This is a genomic window from Drancourtella sp. An12 (genome assembly GCF_002160935.1).
Taxonomy (GTDB): Bacteria; Bacillota; Clostridia; order Lachnospirales; family Lachnospiraceae; genus Sellimonas; species Sellimonas catena.
In genome coordinates, this window is sequence record NZ_NFLO01000010.1 from 76,018 (window position 1) to 89,776 (window position 13,759).

General features: G+C 46.3%; 16 protein-coding genes and 1 tRNA gene. 6 read left to right on the top strand and 11 right to left on the bottom strand.

The annotated features are described in order from the left end of the window. Positions 1–15 precede the first annotated feature (15 nt). A complete protein-coding gene (locus B5E64_RS10345) occupies positions 16–732 on the bottom strand; it encodes a phosphatase (RefSeq protein ID WP_087168441.1) in 717 nt (238 codons plus the stop codon). A gap of 123 nt (positions 733–855) precedes the next feature. Here B5E64_RS10345 and B5E64_RS10350 point away from each other — a divergent pair, with 123 nt between their 5' ends. After that, on the top strand, positions 856–1,056 hold the full coding sequence (locus tag B5E64_RS10350) for a hypothetical protein (protein WP_087168442.1): 201 nt from the start codon (positions 856–858) through the stop codon (positions 1,054–1,056). A gap of 48 nt (positions 1,057–1,104) precedes the next feature. Here B5E64_RS10350 and B5E64_RS10355 read toward each other — a convergent pair whose 3' ends face one another. Both B5E64_RS10355 and B5E64_RS10360 read right to left on the bottom strand, forming a co-directional pair. Next, entirely contained in the window at positions 1,105–2,034 is a 930-nt protein-coding gene (locus B5E64_RS10355; RefSeq protein ID WP_087168472.1) for a DUF1848 domain-containing protein, read from the bottom strand. 44 nt (positions 2,035–2,078) lie between these two features. Continuing rightward, positions 2,079–2,759 (bottom strand): hypothetical protein, encoded by a 681-nt coding sequence (locus B5E64_RS10360; protein WP_087168443.1) that lies wholly within the window; start codon positions 2,757–2,759, stop codon positions 2,079–2,081. A 151-nt stretch (positions 2,760–2,910) separates the two neighbouring features. On the opposite strand from B5E64_RS10360, the gene B5E64_RS10365 reads away from it, so the two are divergent. Beyond that, entirely contained in the window at positions 2,911–4,113 is a 1,203-nt protein-coding gene (locus B5E64_RS10365) for a diguanylate cyclase (RefSeq protein ID WP_087168444.1), read from the top strand. Positions 4,114–4,161: 48 nt separating this feature from the next. Here B5E64_RS10365 and B5E64_RS10370 read toward each other — a convergent pair whose 3' ends face one another. Continuing rightward, positions 4,162–5,586 (bottom strand): GH25 family lysozyme, encoded by a 1,425-nt coding sequence (locus B5E64_RS10370; protein WP_087168445.1) that lies wholly within the window; start codon positions 5,584–5,586, stop codon positions 4,162–4,164. Positions 5,587–5,589: 3 nt separating this feature from the next. Then, positions 5,590–5,883: a phage holin family protein gene (locus tag B5E64_RS10375; RefSeq protein ID WP_087168446.1), complete on the bottom strand. Its 294-nt coding sequence runs from the start codon at positions 5,881–5,883 to the stop codon at positions 5,590–5,592. Positions 5,884–6,169: 286 nt separating this feature from the next. Between B5E64_RS10375 and B5E64_RS10380 the strand changes: the two genes are divergently transcribed. The 3 genes from B5E64_RS10380 to B5E64_RS10390 all read left to right on the top strand — a co-directional run bounded on the left by B5E64_RS10380 (position 6,170) and on the right by B5E64_RS10390 (position 7,447). After that, positions 6,170–6,427 carry an HPr family phosphocarrier protein gene (locus B5E64_RS10380; protein WP_087168447.1) on the top strand — a complete coding sequence of 86 codons (258 nt, stop codon included), beginning with the start codon at positions 6,170–6,172 and terminating at the stop codon, positions 6,425–6,427. Between the two features lie 107 nt (positions 6,428–6,534). Next, positions 6,535–6,605, top strand: a tRNA-Gly gene (locus tag B5E64_RS10385). A gap of 200 nt (positions 6,606–6,805) precedes the next feature. Beyond that, positions 6,806–7,447, top strand: coding sequence for a formate/nitrite transporter family protein (locus B5E64_RS10390; protein WP_087168448.1), 642 nt, complete (start codon positions 6,806–6,808; stop codon positions 7,445–7,447). A 195-nt stretch (positions 7,448–7,642) separates the two neighbouring features. On the opposite strand, the gene B5E64_RS10395 is transcribed toward B5E64_RS10390, so the two are convergent. Continuing rightward, positions 7,643–8,671 (bottom strand): ABC transporter substrate-binding protein, encoded by a 1,029-nt coding sequence (locus B5E64_RS10395; RefSeq protein ID WP_087168449.1) that lies wholly within the window; start codon positions 8,669–8,671, stop codon positions 7,643–7,645. 234 nt (positions 8,672–8,905) lie between these two features. Between B5E64_RS10395 and B5E64_RS10400 the strand changes: the two genes are divergently transcribed. Beyond that, a complete protein-coding gene (locus B5E64_RS10400) occupies positions 8,906–9,106 on the top strand; it encodes a cold shock domain-containing protein (RefSeq protein ID WP_087168450.1) in 201 nt (66 codons plus the stop codon). 118 nt (positions 9,107–9,224) lie between these two features. Here the strand turns inward: B5E64_RS10400 and B5E64_RS10405 are convergent, their stop codons facing one another. The 5 genes from B5E64_RS10405 to iorA are packed head-to-tail and all read right to left on the bottom strand — an operon-like array spanning position 9,225 to position 13,758. Next, positions 9,225–9,659, bottom strand: coding sequence for an amino acid-binding protein (locus B5E64_RS10405; RefSeq protein ID WP_087168451.1), 435 nt, complete (start codon positions 9,657–9,659; stop codon positions 9,225–9,227). 11 nt (positions 9,660–9,670) lie between these two features. Beyond that, positions 9,671–10,996 carry a phenylacetate--CoA ligase gene (locus tag B5E64_RS10410; protein ID WP_087168452.1) on the bottom strand — a complete coding sequence of 442 codons (1,326 nt, stop codon included), beginning with the start codon at positions 10,994–10,996 and terminating at the stop codon, positions 9,671–9,673. Between the two features lie 12 nt (positions 10,997–11,008). After that, positions 11,009–11,425 carry an ACT domain-containing protein gene (locus B5E64_RS10415; protein ID WP_087168453.1) on the bottom strand — a complete coding sequence of 139 codons (417 nt, stop codon included), beginning with the start codon at positions 11,423–11,425 and terminating at the stop codon, positions 11,009–11,011. Between the two features lie 9 nt (positions 11,426–11,434). Further along, the gene (locus tag B5E64_RS10420; protein WP_087168454.1) at positions 11,435–12,004 is read right to left on the bottom strand and encodes an indolepyruvate oxidoreductase subunit beta; all 570 of its coding nucleotides are present in this window, start codon (positions 12,002–12,004) and stop codon (positions 11,435–11,437) included. Next, positions 12,004–13,758, bottom strand: a complete 1,755-nt coding sequence (gene iorA / locus B5E64_RS10425; protein WP_087168455.1) for an indolepyruvate ferredoxin oxidoreductase subunit alpha — start codon at positions 13,756–13,758, stop codon at positions 12,004–12,006. Before iorA ends, B5E64_RS10420 begins: the two co-directional genes overlap by 1 nt. Position 13,759 lies beyond the last annotated feature (1 nt).

Sequence of the window (13,759 nt, forward strand, 5' to 3'; positions counted from 1 at the left end):
GTCCAGCAGTTGTTATCATTTCCGTTTGATAAGACTGTAAAATTTTTCATAAGACGTTGTGGCAATCAGTTCTTCCGGGAAATCGGTCTCCTGAAGAATTTTTTCGATACAGCTAAACTCTCCGGCGTCTGCGTCGATATGTGCGTCACTGCCTGTTGTGATATAAACGCCCTCTTTTTTGCAGAGTTCCAGAATTTCCTTTGCGTTGACCTCAGTATTCACACGGAATCCGCCCGGACGCAGAGAGGAATTATTCATCTCGAGAAGCGTATTGGTCTCCTTCGCTCCTCTGACAAGTTTTTCGTAATCGATCGGAAACCGGCCGTCGTCCGGATGGCCGATAATATGAATATACGGATTTTTCATCACGTTGAGATAGGCCTGTGTATTCAGCTCCCTGGAACGGCTTTCTCCATAGCACGGTCCATGGATACTCGCAATGGCCAGATCCATCGACTTCAAAACACCTGCCGGAAGATCTACCGTACCGTACTCGTCCATGATATTCAGTTCCACACCCATCAGAATGTGAAGCCCGTCCACTTCTCTTGGTACGACTGTATAATTCTGGAAATAAAATTCATGGCACGCTCCAGGCATCTCCGGTGCATGCTCCGTCAAGGCAAGCGCCTCCAGTCCCCTGTTTTTTGCGGCCTGAATCATCTCCATTCTCGTACTGTAGGCATGCCCGCTTACCACAGTATGAGAATGTGAATCTACTAAGATTTTCAAAAAGATCCCTTCTTTCTTTATATCTTTTCTACTTTACTGCTTTAGTTTAACATATTTTTCCATTAAGAACAATGATACATACTTCTTTCATTTCCGTCCATACTTTTGATTGAGGTGATCCAAATGAAGAAAGATTCAACTGTAAAGAAAGCCCGGAAGAATCCAGATTCTTATGATTATCTGGCCAATTCTGCTTCTGCCAACGACTGTACCGGCCTGATTCCATCCGCACCGCAGTCTGAAGCAGAACTTCAGTCTTATGAAGAAGTCTACGCCTATACTGCTCCAAAAATCAAATCCCAAAAAGGCTCTGATCAATCCTGAAAAAGGGATGCCCGCCTGCGGCAAGTTTCCGCAGACGGGCATCTTCTTTTAAAACAACGTCATCTGTCCTGTACAGTATTTCTCCTGCTTTGCGATCCTTACCTCATCCTCCGGCCGGAGATGTCCGGTCAGTAACGGGGAGGTTGGATCGTGTTCTCTCATCTTCTTTTGTACAAGATCCTTGTTCTCATTTGCGTAGCAGTAAATGCAGCCGTTCCCGCATGTATTGTATTCTCCGATATCACTTCCAAGAACACAGCTGCATCCCTCTCTCGGAGTCTTTTTCCCGCCCGGAATCTGCATTTCCATGCCGACCGCATGTTCCAGAATCTCCTTTGTCATACAGCCTGAAATATCGATGCCGTACGGTGCAAGTTCCGTTCCTTCACAGCAGGAACGTACCCGGATCTGATACTTCCCTGCAATCTGTGCAAACTCTTTTCCGATACAGAGCCGTTCCTCTTTGCGAACCGGCCGGACTTCCGGAAAATTCCGCTTCGTTTTTGCATACAGATCAATAAAACTGATCACACACTGATCGGTATATCCACTTAAGTATGCACACATCGTTTCAAACGCCTCCATATGAAAGGACAGGCTGTACCGGTCCGACAGAAAAATCGGATCATAACGCCAGCTGACAGCCCGTTTTCCAACCTTTTCGGAAAGCACGCGGAAGGATTCCAGTACCTTTCTCTTGTCCGGTACCTGCGGTTCGATCTCTTTTCCGTAGGGTGTGATCGTCACAAACCAGAACTGCGGAAATACCGAAATCTCATCGAGTCTTCCAAGCATCGGTTCCGGGTTCTTGGTACAAAAGGCAAGACAATCCACCACATCCGGCGTCAGACGGTACCGTGTGACCTGCTGCGGATAGTAAGGATTTCTCACAAGCACATATTTTTCCCGGATCCTCCGGAAAAACCAGTCGCTGTAACAGGCAGGAATATCTGTCCGCATCCCGGTATTGATTATCACAGCTCCCACTCCTTTCCTCCAGGGCTTTCCTTTGAAACGCCTGATCAGGACAGGGTAAATGCTTCTTCCGCGCCTGTCGTATCGATCAGTGCCGTCATGAGCGCATCCACGTCTTCCCCTGGAATCTCCCATACATTTTCTGTCTCACTTTCCTGCACATGTACGGTAATGGTCGTCTTGTCACCGTACTGCGGATTTTCAAGGGCGGTATTGAGACATTCGTAGAGCATCTCTCCCGCTGCCTCCGTCATCTCCTCATCGGTAGGCGCCGCCTGATTATTCAGAATATTGTTCTGCACCTGGGACAGATAATCCTGCAGTTTCTGCTGGAGCAGCTCTTCTATTCCTCCAAACATAATGATCGGTTCTACTTCCACGCCGACTTCAAAGCTTCCGTCATCCTGCTCTTTTGCTTCCTGCACGGTATATTTTGTCTTTTGCATCAGGTTTGGAATATAGCTCCGGTACTTTTCCGTCAGCTCTTCCGAAAATCCAAGGGAATCAAATTCCTGCATGTAGGAATCGATCGCTGCCTCGTACTGTTTTTTCGCTTCTTCTTCGCTGGACTCGGAAATTGCCTCGTATGCCTTTGTTTCTCCCCTTGTCACCATATCCAGAACGGCCTGTGTATATCCTGTCGCATCAAACGGCTGCTGGCATCCTGTCAGCAACATAAGTGACGCTGTCAGAATAAAAACAACTGTTTTCTTTACATACTGTTTCATCTTTTTCTCCTTTCAGTTTTTTTCAGTATAACATACTTTAAAAAAACTGTCATCCGGGCAGTCCGGATTCAACAGCTTTGCTTCCCCTTTTATAAAAAACCGGACTGATGGGAATACTGTCACCAGAAAGGAAATTCTTCGGGAGGTACTTATGTCAAAAACTTCTTTAGACCGCCGGGTTGTAACTATAATGAATCACATTCACGCAGGCGTACTGTATTGTAAAAACGACCGGTACTCTACCATATTGTACGCAAATGATTATTTTTATCAGATGATCGGTTATGAGAAGGATGAATTTGCCATTTTATTCAGCAACCGTTTTGCCGATCTGGTGGTGGATGATGTGGCCCCGATTCTGATATCGGTCAAGGAACATATCGCTCTTGGGAAAGATCTGGACTTCGAATACCGGATGCATAATAAAAAAGGGGAAATCTTCTGGATTCACGACACCGCAAAATACGATCCGGAAAATGACAGCTGGTATGTCACGATCATGGATATTACTGAAATGAAAAGTCTGAAATATGAACGAGAGCGGCTGGAATTCTATCTCAATAACATGCCGAACAAAATTGTCATCTGCAATCTGGATACTACCATTATCTATAAAAACAGACAGGCAGCTCAGTGCAGTTATTTCAATTCTGAGGCCACTTCCCTGTATCAGCTGGAAAGAGGGCATGTTCTTGTGAAAAGCCTAGATGAGATCCTGTGCCGTGCGTCTGACGGAGAAACGCAGGAATATGAAACACGATACCGGAAAAATGGTGTATTTATCGGTCATGACAAAAACCGTCTGATCCCGATTCGCAATTCAGAAGGGAAAATCATGAATTATATGCAGGTCAGCGAAGATCTGCTGGCGAAAAGCGACGGACTGACACGTTTTCCTACTAGATCCATGTTTGAATACTATTTTTACTGTTTTACCGGTTCCAGACCTGATACTCCTGTTCATCTGATGATCATAGACGTCGACGAATTCAAAGGGATCAATGATACTTACGGTCACCGGACCGGAGATGAAATCATACGTATGACCGCGCGTAAACTCACTTCCATGCTTGGACCGGAAGATTACATCTGCCGCTTTGGCGGAGATGAATTTCTGATTCTGTTTGTTGACCAGGCGCTGGAAAATATCATAAAAAAAGCGCGGTATGTTCTGAATACCGCGCTTTCTCCGGACAGCATAGGGGGAACTACCATCCGGATCACCTACAGTGCCGGAATCGCTTCACGCGGCTCCGGAGACGATTATGAAAGTCTGCTCCTAAAAGCCGACCGCGCTCTCTATCGCACAAAGGCAAATGGTAAAAATAATATTCATATCTTCAACGGATCCTGAATGTCACATCCGCCTCATTTTTCTCCGGAGAATGTCCTCCGGAGTTTTTTATATTTTCCTCATTTCGACTGCTTCCATTCTGAGAGACCGTCCGACTGTGCCAAGAGTGGACACGCCATCCGCCCGGGTCCACTGTGTCCATCCGGTTCCCTGAATATGTGCTCTCCACTCGAAATTTCCTTTCAGCCGCAGACATTCCAGACGTTTCTTTTCCCCGGCCGTTCCGATCAAGATATTCTGATTCACTGTCCCGTAGTCGATCCATCCTTCGTCCTGAATATGGGCCTGTGCCTCGATATTGCCGCAGTGCTGGCTTTTAATCCGCAGGGCTTCAAGCCGGAGGGCGGATCCGGTCGTTCCAGCAGTCATGCCGTCCGCCATCCAGACGGTATCTCCGCTTCCCTGCACATGTGCCAGATAGGCAATATCCGCAACTTGGATTTCCACTGCCTCGATCTGCAGCGACTTCCCTTTTTCACCGGCCCACTGTCCGTTGACACACCACCTGCTCCATCCGAGATTTTTCTGGTGCACACGGTACAAATATACTGTATCCCCGGATTCAATTTTCAGTGCTTCGAGCCGTTTTTCCTGCCCGGTTGTTCCGATAATTGTAGATTCTGTAATATTTTTGTACAGTTTGTCGCCGATATCCCGGATATGTACGGTCACATCCATATGCTTCACTGGAGAAATCCGCAGTGCCTCCACTCTCCTGCTCTGTCCGGTACTGCCGGCCATTGCTCCGTCACACTGCCAGTTTGCCCATCCGATACCACGAAGATGACCCTGGTAGGACACTTCTCCTTTCCGGTCCTTCCTCTCCTGAAAAACGCCCGCATGGTCAAGGACTGTTCCATCCGGATCTTCTGCTGTCTGCTCTCCTGTACAAAACCACGCCTCCGTCCTGCTTCCCGTCAGCCGGTTCAGATCGCATTGCGGGGTAATTCCAGGGCAGTGCCCGATACTCGTATACTGATGAAGATCTACTCCACTGTGGCAGGGATAGCCGGAATTATAAGTCCCGTTATTCAGGCCATACCGTGATTCCCACCATGCGCAGCCGGACGGGCGTGACCGGATAATCTCCTGATATCTGCTGTAATCCGCATAACCGGTGTACAGCATGAACTTCTTTCCGCTTCCGGCAAGATAATCCATTGCTCTCTTTACGTCGGTGGCCGCATTTCCCTCTTCCGCATCAAGCGCGTATCCGACAAAATATTTACCGGCTCTGGCCTTGCAAACCTCTGTCAGAAAGACTGCCTGAGCCGGTTCATTCCCGTTCCGGAGATAGGCATACAGCCAGTATGGAATCTCATTGTTCTCACAGCCTCTGATAAAATCATCCAGCGTAGGATCTGTGTAATCCGTCCCTTCCGTCGCCTTTGAGATCAAGAATGGGCAGTTTCTTTTTACAAGCCTCCAGTCTTTAACCGGCCTGTACCGGGAAATGTCTGCATAATATGCCATAGCCTATTCCTCCTTTTTCAACTGTTTCAAAATCTGATTGACGTAAGTACTTGCTCCTGCAGCAAGAACTCCCTGAACAATGGCCGTGAATACCGCAAGTGCCGCTTCCCGTCCTGAGCCCACTGGTCCGTTTGCAAATACCCAGATGCCGCAGAGCAAAATACCGGCGGTTCCAAGAATCACCGGAATCCATTTGTCTTTCACTACAGTCGTTTTCTTTAGGCCGATACCTACAATATACAATACAACTGCGACTACAATCAGTTCCGGTTTGATATACTCCGTAATCAGTTCCATATTTTTCCATCCTTTCTTTTTTTCCGGGAGGCTATTCCCCTCCTCACTCTAATTTATGTGAAAATTTCTATTTCGGAACATGGAATTTTCTCATTTTTCCTTCCATATTTCCTAAAAAAAGCAGTGCTTTTGTCCCCGAATTATTGCCTTTAGCACACTTTTGTGTTAGCATAAATACAGGTACTGACAGTATGTACATAAACTGAACGGAAGTACCCTTCCAGGGCAGTGCATACGATGCGGCAGCACTTGGACGGAAGTAAATAAAGAAAAGGAGAAACAGACAATGAAAGAATTTACTTATGTAATCACTGATCCAGAAGGAATCCATGCAAGACCGGCAGGACTGCTTGTAAAAGCTGCAGCAGGATTCAAAAGCGACATCAAGATTGAAAAGGATGGCAAAGCTGCAAACGCAAAAACAATCTTCGGTGTAATGGGACTTGGCGTTAAGAAAGACATGGAAGTAAAAGTGACAGCTGAAGGTGAAGACGAAGATCAGGCAGTTGAAACACTTCAGAAATTCTTCAGTGAAAATTTATAGATTCCGGTACACAGTAAAATAGCGGAATATGCAGAGGGAAAGGAATCCGGAAAACCGGAAGTCTTTCCCTTGCATTTTCTCCGGGAAGTGATATACTGTATTTATCTGCAGATATGGTTCATCGGTAGAACGCTAGCTTCCCAAGCTGGAAAGGCGGGTTCGACTCCCGTTATCTGCTGTCAGGAGCCCTTGGTTTGACCGGGTTTTCGATACCGGGGCTTTCAAAAAGGGAATCCAAATGGTAATCAGAATATGCGTGTGCATGTTCTGGTTATTTTTTTATTCGATAAAAAGCTTGCTTTTTGTCGGAAATATGGGTACAATTTCTCCGGTACATAGTATCTTTACGACAAGATTAAGAAGTGATGAGGAGTTAATATGAAAGAAAAGTGGATCAGCAGTATTATTGCAGGGGCATACATTGCCATGGGCGCCATGGTGTATTTAAGTATACCGGACAAGATCATCGCAAGTTTCTTTTTCTCAACAGGTATTTTACTTGTGTTGAATCTTCACAACCGGTTATTTACAAGGGTCTGCCCTCTTGCGGCCTATGATCGTTCTTACCGGTTCAGCGATATGGCGATTGCCTGGATCGGAAACGGGATCGGTACACTGATTGTTGCCATACTCATTCATTTTACAAGATTTGAGGCTGGAATTCTTGAACGTGTGAAAGAAATCGTAACACCGAAGATCGGAGATTCCCCGGTCAGCCTGATTCTTCTTGGTATCTTCTGCGGCCTGTTTGTAGCGTTCGCGGTTTTCGTCGGAGGAATCCGGCAGAAACAGGGATCGTTTGCCCAGATTTTTTATGTGTGGCTTTTTATCACCGCCTTCGTCTTCTGCGGATTTGAACATATTGTAGCGGATATGTATTATCTGTCCGTATATACTTTCAATTTCCCGATCGCCCCGGATCAGATCCTGAAAGTGCTTTTCTGCGTGACGATAGGAAATATCATCGGCGGTGCCGCTGTCGGATACTCCATCCGACGTCTGGACACATCTGCAAAATAAAAAGACAGGAAAGAGTTTCGTATGTACGTGCTCTTTCCTGTTTTTTGCATTTTAATAGCCAGTACAGGGAATGTACTGGCTGAGGGAAAAAGTTATGAAAAAGTTTATTCACAAAGTATTACTTACTTTGTAGTTTCATAATACATGTCAATTGTGAAGAAAGTGTGTTCAAAATATCAAAAAAGTATTAAAAATTTATTTCGCAGCCTTTTTTGCGAATTCCGTTGTGACAAGATCTTCGTACGGAGTCCTGGAATCCAGTTCGCCGGCATCCTCCAGAATGTCCTGTAATAATTCAAAGCTGTCCTGATTGAAGATCAGATCTTCTTTCCATGTCTTCTGCTCATAATACCGGGAAACGATCATTGTGATTGTTTCCAGATCATTTTCTTTAAACTGTGGCTGGATGACTTTTGCTATTTCCTCCGGTGTGTGTGTATTTACATAATCCATCCCTTTTTGAAGGGCATCTGTAAAACTCTGGATCAGGTCCGGATGCTCCTCCAGATAGCTCTTTTTCGCTGAGAATGCCGTATAAGGCACATAACCGCTCTCTTTGCCAAGCGAGGCAACAACGTAGCCTTTTCCGGCAGCTTCCAGTGTGGTGGCCCCCGGTTCAAATTCTACCGTAAAGTCTCCCTGCCCACCGGAAAAAGCGGCTGCTGTGGAACCAAAATCAATGTTTTGATTGATCATTACATCTTTTTCCGGATCGATATCATTTTGTTTCAGGATATATTCAAAGACCATTTCCGGCATTCCTCCTTTTCTGCCACCGAGGACCGTCTTCCCTTTCAGATCTTCCCATGAAAAATCTTCAATCGGTTCTCTTGATACAAGGAAGTTTCCTGCTCTTTGTGTCAGTTGGGCAAAATTGACAACATAGTCTTTGGCACCTTCATTATACGTGTAAATGGAAGATTCCGATCCCATAAATCCAATGTCCGCCTGACCAGAGAGCACTGCCGTCATGGTTTTGTCTGCTCCAAATCCAGTGACAAGTTCCAGGTCGATCCCTTCGTCCTTAAAATAATCTTCCTCGACAGCCACATACATCGGGGCATAAAAAATGGAATGGGCAACTTCATTCAAAGTTACTTTTGTAAGTCTGGTTTCCTCCTTTTTGTCCGATTCTGATGAACCGGTCTCTTCTTTTGCACATCCGGCAAGTACAGATGCTGCGAGAGCAGCAACAAGAAGTGCGGACAAAAGCTTCTTTTTCATAATAACCTCCACAAAACTGTTTCATACCATCAGATTATGCACTCCCACGAAAGGTGTGAAGGCCGCTTCTCATTCCGTATTTATCAGAATTTTATTGAAATTCGGACAATTCTTCTTTTACGCTCTATATTTCTCGACAAATCATTGACTTTTCACGCAAAAAGTGCTATGCTCTAGTAACATCGTATATTCGATGTATGGCTTATTGTTTTTATTTTTTATGGAGGTAGCACTATGAACAAGGGTACCGTAAAATGGTTCAACAACCAGAAGGGATATGGATTTATCTGTGATGAATCCGGAAACGATGTATTTGTACACTATACCGGACTGAATATGGATGGATTCAAGACTCTGGAAGAAGGACAGTCTGTTGAATTCGAAGTAACAGAAGGAGAAAAAGGTCCTCAGGCTGTTAATGTGACCAGGTTATAATCGAAATTGTATGCATCTTTTATTTATATAAATTCGTTTTTCAATTTAGATATTTAAAAGCCATAGAATCTGGATTACAAAAAAGGCTGTCGATGACAGCCTTTTTTGATACGTTTCTTTACAAATTTGCCTTATAAGCCTCATCTGCTTTCCAGACACCGAATCCACTTTGCTTCAATATGTCTGCCGCTCTTTCCGGCTCATCTGTCTTTAGGACTGCGGAAGCATCTTTACCGTTCGCGAATGCGTACATATATTCTACGTTAATTCCGCCTTCCACAAGCTGATGCATCGCTTTGCTCAAAGACCCGGTTGCATGCGGAACTCTCAGGGCAATAACCGGTGTGAGCATTGCCGTGATTCCAATCTTCTTCAACTCTTCTTTCCCCTTTTCCGGGTCTGAGACAATCATTCTTAACATCCCGTACTCTGTTGTATCTGCAAGGCTGAGGGCGACAATATTGACGCCGTTCGTTCCAAGCGCATGCAGAACTTCATCGAGTCTTCCTTCTCTGTTTTCCAGAAATACCGATAACTGCTGAATTGTACTCATGCTTTTCCCTCCTATACAAGATTCCGGTTGTCAATTACACGTTTTGCTTTTCCTTCACTTCTCTCGATCGTCTTTGGCTCTACCAGTTTGACTCTGACAGAAACGCCAAGCGCCTGCTTTAAGACATCACCGATCTTATGGCGGAGTGCATCCAGCTTCCGGATTTCATCCGAGAAAAATTTCTCATCCACTTCTACCATGACCGTAAGTACATCCATATTGTCCTCTCTGTCGATAATCAGCAGATAATGCGGAATGACTTCTCCGATTCCAAAGAGTGCTGTTTCCACCTGAGTCGGAAATACATTGACGCCGCGGATGACTTTCATATCATCTGTACGTCCTTTGAACTTGGAAATTCTCGGTGTTGTACGTCCGCATTTGCATGTCTCATGGCAGATGCTTGTAAGGTCTTTCGTCCGGTAACGGATTAACGGTACGGCTTCCTTGTCCAGCGTGGTAAATACCAGCTCTCCGGTCTCTCCGTCTTTCAACGGCGCATGTGTGGCCGGGTCGAGTACTTCCGGATAGAAGAAGTCAGAATTCACATGGAGTCCTTCATGGTGGATGCAGTCCATCGCAACACCCGGTCCGCTGATCTCACAGAGCCCGTAAATATCAAAGCAGTTGATCTTCAGAATCTCCTCGATCTTGTGCCGCATCTCCACAGTCCAAGGTTCCGCTCCGCATACTGCCGCCTTGATTTTCATCTTTTCAACGACACCTGCTTCCTGCATGGCTTCTGCAAGATGCATCGCATAGGACGGTGTACAGGCAAACGCCGTGGCGCCAAAATCTTCCATACACATCAACTGGCGTTTCGTATTTCCGGCTGACATCGGGATTGCCATGGCTCCAAGCTTCTGCGCTCCAAAATCCAGTCCCATTCCTCCGGTAAACAGTCCATATCCATAGCAGACATGAATCCGGTCCTGCGCTGTCAGTCCGGCCATCGTAAGGCAGCGCGCCACACACTCGCCCCAGATGTCCACGTCTTTCTGCGTATAGGCCATGACCGTAAGTTTTCCGGTCGTGCCGGACGTTCCCTGAACTCTTACGATCTTTTCATTCGGCACTGCCTGAAATCCGAACGGATAGTTGTCACGCAGGTCCTCCTTTGTCGTAAACGGAAGTTTCGTGATATCTTCGATTCCTTTGATATCTCCCGGTTCTACACCGAGTTCTTTCATCTTTTCCGTATAAAAAGGAACGACCCCGTACACTCTTTTTACAAGATTTTTCAGTTTTTCCCCCTGAAGTACCATCCGTTCATCTTCGCTCATACATTCTGCTTGCGGATCACGGATCTGTTCCTTCCATGTTTTGTCTGTTATCATGCTCTTTTCCTCCTATAACTCCTCATCCGAGACAAGCTTTACTCCTGCCTTCGCAAGAATCTTTTCCGCACGTTCCATGTCATCTGTCGAAAATACCATCACCGGTGCGTTATTATCACGGATCACGAAGGAATAGATATAATTCAGATTGATCTGTCCGTCAGCCAGAATGGACAGCATTCTGTTTAAGTTTCCTTTTTCATCTTTTAATTCTACTCCGACCACGTCATAGATCCGTACCACAAATCCCAGTCTGGTCAGCGTCTCTTTCGCCCGTTCCGGCTGGTCCACCACCATCCTCAGGATTCCGAACTCCGGAGTGTCAAACGAAGCAACCGCACGGATATTGATCTCCGCCTCCATCAGCTTTGAGGTTACTTCCATCAGACTTCCCGGTCTGTTTTCCACAAATACCGATACCTGTTTCATTTCGTCCTCCTATCGTGCTGCTCCTGTTTCAAATGCCTTTTTATTGATCTCGATTGTCTTTGGCGGCACCGTCTTTTCAATCACCCGGTACCACTGTTCTTTTGTGAAATCCATATGTCTGGATGCGATACCGAGAACAATCATATTGAATACTTTTGGATTTCCAAGCTTCTTGGCCTCCTCCGTCGCGTTGACAGTGTAGACTTTATGTTTCTCTTCCAGCGTTTCAATGATGTGTTCCGGATACCGGGCCGCGCCGATCACAACCGGCATCGGATCGATCCTCCAGTCATTCAGGATCAGTGCTCCCCCTTCTTTCAGAAAATGTGCATAGCGCAGTGCTTCCAGACGTTCGAACGCGATAATAATATCTGCGCAGCCTTCCTCCACGATCGGTTCTGCCACCTTGTCTCCATAGCGGACAAAGGTTACAACACTTCCTCCTCTCTGCGCCATTCCATGGACCTCAGAAAGTTTGACATCATATCCTGCATCCAGTGCAAGTCCTCCAAGAATCCGGCTTGTCAGAAGTGTTCCCTGGCCTCCGACACCGACGATCATAATATTTTTTACTCCCATTACTTTTCACCTGCCTTTACCAGTTCAATCGCTCCAAACTTACAGAGGGATTCACAGAGTCCGCATCCGGTACACATGGTGTCGTCAATCCGGATCGTACCGTCTTCATTTCTTGTCATGGCCGGGCAGCCCGGTTTCATACACATGCCGCATTTTTTACATTTTTCCGGATCCGCAGCATAGAGCGGTTTTGGTCTCTTGTCAAGAAGTACGCATGGTGTCTTTGTAATGATGACGGATACTTCGTCTTTTGCCACTTCTTCCTTAATCGCTTTCTCCAGCGCTACAATGTCAAAAGCATTGATTTCCTGTACATTCGGCACACCGATTGCACGGCACAGATTTGGAATGTTGATTGCGTAAGTCGGATCTCCCTGAAGTGTTTTTCCGGTCGCCGCATGATCCTGATGGCCGGTCATTCCGGTAGTGGAATTATCCAGAATCAGCACCGTTCCGGTAGCCTGATTGTAAACCATGTTCATCAGGGAATTGACACCGGTATGTAAAAATGTCGAATCTCCAATTACTGCCACCCAGTTTTTGATGTATTCTTTTCCTTTTGCTTTCTCCATTCCATGGAGGCTGGAAATACTTGCTCCCATACAGATTGTCGTGTCCACCACGCTGAGCGGTGCCACTGCTCCAAGTGTATAGCATCCAATGTCTCCTGCCGCATGCATCTTTAATTTGTTGAGAACATAGAAGACGCTTCTGTGCGGGCATCCCGGACAGAGAATAGGCGGCCGCTGCGGCACATCTGCCGGCGGATCCATCCGTACTTCTTCTCCGAGGATGGCCTTGCGGATCATATTGGCACTGTATTCTCCCTGAATGGTAAAGATCTCTTTTCCAATGGCAGGAATACCCCAGGATTTTACCTGCTCTTCGATGACAGGATCGAGTTCCTCTACCACATACAGTGTCTCAACTTTAGATGCAAACTCCCGGATCAGTTTTTCCGGAAGCGGGTTGACCATGCCAAGCTTTAAGACCGAAGCCTGAGGCAGTGCTTCTTTCACATACTGATACGGAATTCCGCTTGTGATAACTCCGATTCTGGTATCGTTCATCTCTATTTTATTGATCGGAAGCGTATCTGCCGCTTCTTTTAATTCGTTATTTCTCTTTTCGATTTCCACATGCCGGAATTTTGCGTTTCCAGGCATCATGACATTTTTCCGGATATCCTTTTCATATGTTTTGTCCGGAATCTCCTCCCGGTCTTTGAGTTCCACAAGTCCCTGAGAGTGTGCCAGTCTTGTGGTGATACGGAAGATGACCGGACGGTCAAACTGTTCGCTTAATTCAAATCCGATTTTGACAAACTCTTTTGCCTCCGCACTGTCTGACGGTTCCAGAACCGGCACGCCCGCAGCCCTTGCAATCATTCTCGAATCCTGTTCATTCTGGGAGCTGTAAAGTCCCGGATCGTCCGCCACCATAAAGAGCAGTCCTCCGTTGACTCCCATGTAAGAAACCGTATAGAGCGGGTCGGAAGCTACGTTGAGCCCCACGTGCTTCATACATGCCATGGCACGTACTCCTGAGATGCTGGCTCCGATCGCGGTTTCTGCCGCCACCTTCTCATTCGGTGCCCACTCCGCGTACAGATCATCCCTGTATTTCACGAGATTTTCGCTGATTTCCGTACTCGGCGTTCCCGGATAGGCTGACGACACCTTGACTCCGGCTTCATACGCCCCTCTTGCGATTGCTTCGTTTCCAAGCATTATGACTTTCTTTGATTCTGACATT

Excerpts from the sequence above, each read along its gene's own strand:
- B5E64_RS10350 (WP_087168442.1), top strand. The coding sequence starts at position 856 with ATGAAGAAAGATTCAACTGTAAAGAAAGCCCGGAAGAATCCAGATTCT.
- B5E64_RS10360 (WP_087168443.1), bottom strand. The coding sequence starts at position 2,759 with ATGAAACAGTATGTAAAGAAAACAGTTGTTTTTATTCTGACAGCGTCA.
- B5E64_RS10365 (WP_087168444.1), top strand. The coding sequence starts at position 2,911 with ATGTCAAAAACTTCTTTAGACCGCCGGGTTGTAACTATAATGAATCAC.
- B5E64_RS10370 (WP_087168445.1), bottom strand. The coding sequence starts at position 5,586 with ATGGCATATTATGCAGACATTTCCCGGTACAGGCCGGTTAAAGACTGG.
- B5E64_RS10375 (WP_087168446.1), bottom strand. The coding sequence starts at position 5,883 with ATGGAACTGATTACGGAGTATATCAAACCGGAACTGATTGTAGTCGCA.
- B5E64_RS10380 (WP_087168447.1), top strand. The coding sequence starts at position 6,170 with ATGAAAGAATTTACTTATGTAATCACTGATCCAGAAGGAATCCATGCA.
- B5E64_RS10390 (WP_087168448.1), top strand. The coding sequence starts at position 6,806 with ATGAAAGAAAAGTGGATCAGCAGTATTATTGCAGGGGCATACATTGCC.
- B5E64_RS10395 (WP_087168449.1), bottom strand. The coding sequence starts at position 8,671 with ATGAAAAAGAAGCTTTTGTCCGCACTTCTTGTTGCTGCTCTCGCAGCA.
- B5E64_RS10400 (WP_087168450.1), top strand. The coding sequence starts at position 8,906 with ATGAACAAGGGTACCGTAAAATGGTTCAACAACCAGAAGGGATATGGA.
- B5E64_RS10405 (WP_087168451.1), bottom strand. The coding sequence starts at position 9,659 with ATGAGTACAATTCAGCAGTTATCGGTATTTCTGGAAAACAGAGAAGGA.
- B5E64_RS10410 (WP_087168452.1), bottom strand. The coding sequence starts at position 10,996 with ATGATAACAGACAAAACATGGAAGGAACAGATCCGTGATCCGCAAGCA.
- B5E64_RS10415 (WP_087168453.1), bottom strand. The coding sequence starts at position 11,425 with ATGAAACAGGTATCGGTATTTGTGGAAAACAGACCGGGAAGTCTGATG.
- B5E64_RS10420 (WP_087168454.1), bottom strand. The coding sequence starts at position 12,004 with ATGGGAGTAAAAAATATTATGATCGTCGGTGTCGGAGGCCAGGGAACA.
- iorA (WP_087168455.1), bottom strand. The coding sequence starts at position 13,758 with ATGTCAGAATCAAAGAAAGTCATAATGCTTGGAAACGAAGCAATCGCA.